This window comes from Bradyrhizobium sp. (genome assembly GCF_016462955.1).
Lineage (GTDB): Bacteria > Pseudomonadota > Alphaproteobacteria > Rhizobiales > Xanthobacteraceae > Bradyrhizobium.
The window spans coordinates 1-2139 of sequence record NZ_JAEMSD010000204.1 but is presented as its reverse complement, the minus strand read 5'-3'; the positions used below and the strand labels follow the sequence as shown (position 1 = coordinate 2139).

Below are 2139 nucleotides of genomic sequence, written 5' to 3'. Positions count from 1 at the left end.
TATTTGCCGGGAGATGGATGAAGTTTTCCCGATCTCGCCAAGCCAAGAAAAATCCATCTGCCCGAGGTCAATGTACCGGCGGTGGGGCGAGCTACCGCCCCTTGAACCGGGGCTTGCGGCGGCCGAGGAATGCCTCGACGCCCTCCTTGTGGTCCTCGCTCAGGCTTGCCAGCGCGAACTGGTCGACGTCCATGTGGCTGGCGAGATCGTCCAGGGCATGCGCAAGGCGGTTCACGGTGAGTTTCGTCATGGCGACCGAGAGCGGCGGCTGCGCGGCGACCTTTCGGGCGAGATCCATCGCGGCCTCGAAGGCATGGCCGGGATCGGTCACCTGCTCTACCAAGCCCCATTCATAGGCCTCGTCCGCGCTGATACGCTCGTCCGCCAGAATGACCGCCTGCTTGGTGCGGGCCGGGCCGATCAGGTGCAGCATGCGCGGGATGCTCTGCCAGCTCATGTTCATGCCCAGCCCGATCTCGGGCACACGCAGATGCGCGTTGCGCCCCATGATGCGGAAGTCGAGTGCCACGGCCAGTGCGACGCCACCGCCGACGCAAAAGCCCTCGATCGCCGCGATCGTGATCTGCTCCATCTCCTGCCAGGCATGGGTCAGACGCGGGCCGAGTTTGAGATGCCGCCGCAGGGTGCCGAGATCCATCTCCTTGCGCGAGCGTCCCTCGGCGTCCTTGAGGTCGAAGCCGGCGCTGAAGGCGCCCGAGCTGCCGGTCAAGACGACCACCGAAGTCGCAGCGTCGTCCTCGAAGCTTCGTGCCGCTGCGGTCAGCTGGCGCAGCGCTTCGGGCGAGAGGGCGTTGATGCCGTCGCCTCGATCGAAACGCACCACCGCGATCCGCCCTTCGGGCCCAAGGCCTTTCTCGATCTTCACATAGTCCGTCACCGAACGCCTCCCAACTTGGCTTTCCCAACTTGGCTTGCTGCGATTCTAGCCTACATCCGCTCTCACGAATATGGGACCCGGTCGCGCCGCAAGGCATACTCGACAGGTCCCGGCCATTGCGCCTATTCTTTGCCACCATGAGCCACGATCACGACCACCACCACCACGATCATTCCGAACTGTCGGACACCGAGCTGCGCGTGCGCGCGCTCGAGACGATCCTGACCGAAAAAGGCTATGTCGAGCCCGCCGCGCTCGATGCCATCATCCAGGCCTATGAGACCAGGATCGGCCCGCACAATGGCGCGCGCGTGGTCGCAAAGGCCTGGACCGATCCGGCATTCAAGGCGGCGCTGCTGGAAGACGGCACCAAGGCGATCGGCACGCTGGGCCATGTCAGCCGCGTCGGCGACCATCTCGTCGTGGTCGAGAACACGCCCGGGCGGCACAACATGGTCGTATGCACGCTGTGCTCCTGCTACCCCTGGGAAATGCTGGGATTGCCGCCGGTCTGGTACAAGGCTGCGCCCTATCGCTCCCGCGCCGTGAAGGACCCGCGGGGCGTGCTCGCCGATTTCGGCGTCACTCTGCCCACGGACATCGAAATCAGGGTCTGGGATTCCACGGCGGAAACGCGCTTCCTGGTGCTGCCGATGCGGCCCGAAGGTACCGAGGGCTGGAGCGAGGAACAACTCGCCGAGCTCGTCACCCGCGATTCCATGATCGGCACCGGTTTCCCCAAAGCGCCGGGAGCACCGTCGTGAACGGCGTGCACGACATGGGCGGCATGGACGGGTTCGGCAAGGTCGAGCCCGAGCCCAACGAGCCGATGTTTCACGAGGAATGGGAGTCGCGCGTGCTGGCCATGGTGCGCGCGATGGGTGCGGCCGGCGCCTTCAACATCGACACCTCGCGCTTCTATCGCGAGACCTTGCCGCCGCACGTCTATCTGTCGAGCTCTTATTACAAGAAATGGTTTCTCGGGCTCGAGGAGATGCTGATCGACAAGGGCTACCTCACCCGCGAGGAAGTCGCCGCGGGCCATGCGATGCAACCCGGCAAGGCGCTCAAGCACGGCAAGTTCGACCTCGCGAACGTCGAGCGCGTCATGGTGCGCGGCAAGTTCGGCCGCCCCGCCCCGGCGCCGGCGAAATTCAGCATCGGCGACCGCGTGAGGGCGAAGAATATCCATCCGGCGACGCACACGCGGCTGCCGCGCTACGTCCGCGGTCATGTCGGCG

Annotated in this window: 3 protein-coding genes; 2 read left to right on the top strand and 1 reads right to left on the bottom strand. The window is 65.3% G+C overall.

Going from position 1 to position 2139, the window contains the following annotated elements:
- Positions 1–91 precede the first annotated feature (91 nt).
- On the bottom strand, positions 92–898 hold the full coding sequence (locus JHD07_RS20570; protein ID WP_291625246.1) for an enoyl-CoA hydratase/isomerase family protein: 807 nt from the start codon (positions 896–898) through the stop codon (positions 92–94).
- Positions 899–1035: 137 nt separating this feature from the next.
- Here JHD07_RS20570 and nthA point away from each other — a divergent pair, with 137 nt between their 5' ends.
- Both nthA and nthB read left to right on the top strand, forming a co-directional pair.
- Entirely contained in the window at positions 1036–1662 is a 627-nt protein-coding gene (gene nthA, locus JHD07_RS20565; protein ID WP_291625263.1) for a nitrile hydratase subunit alpha, read from the top strand.
- The coding region (nthB, locus tag JHD07_RS20560; RefSeq protein WP_291625245.1) for a nitrile hydratase subunit beta at positions 1659–2139 on the top strand (481 nt) is incomplete at its 3' end. The genes nthA and nthB, both read left to right, overlap by 4 nt.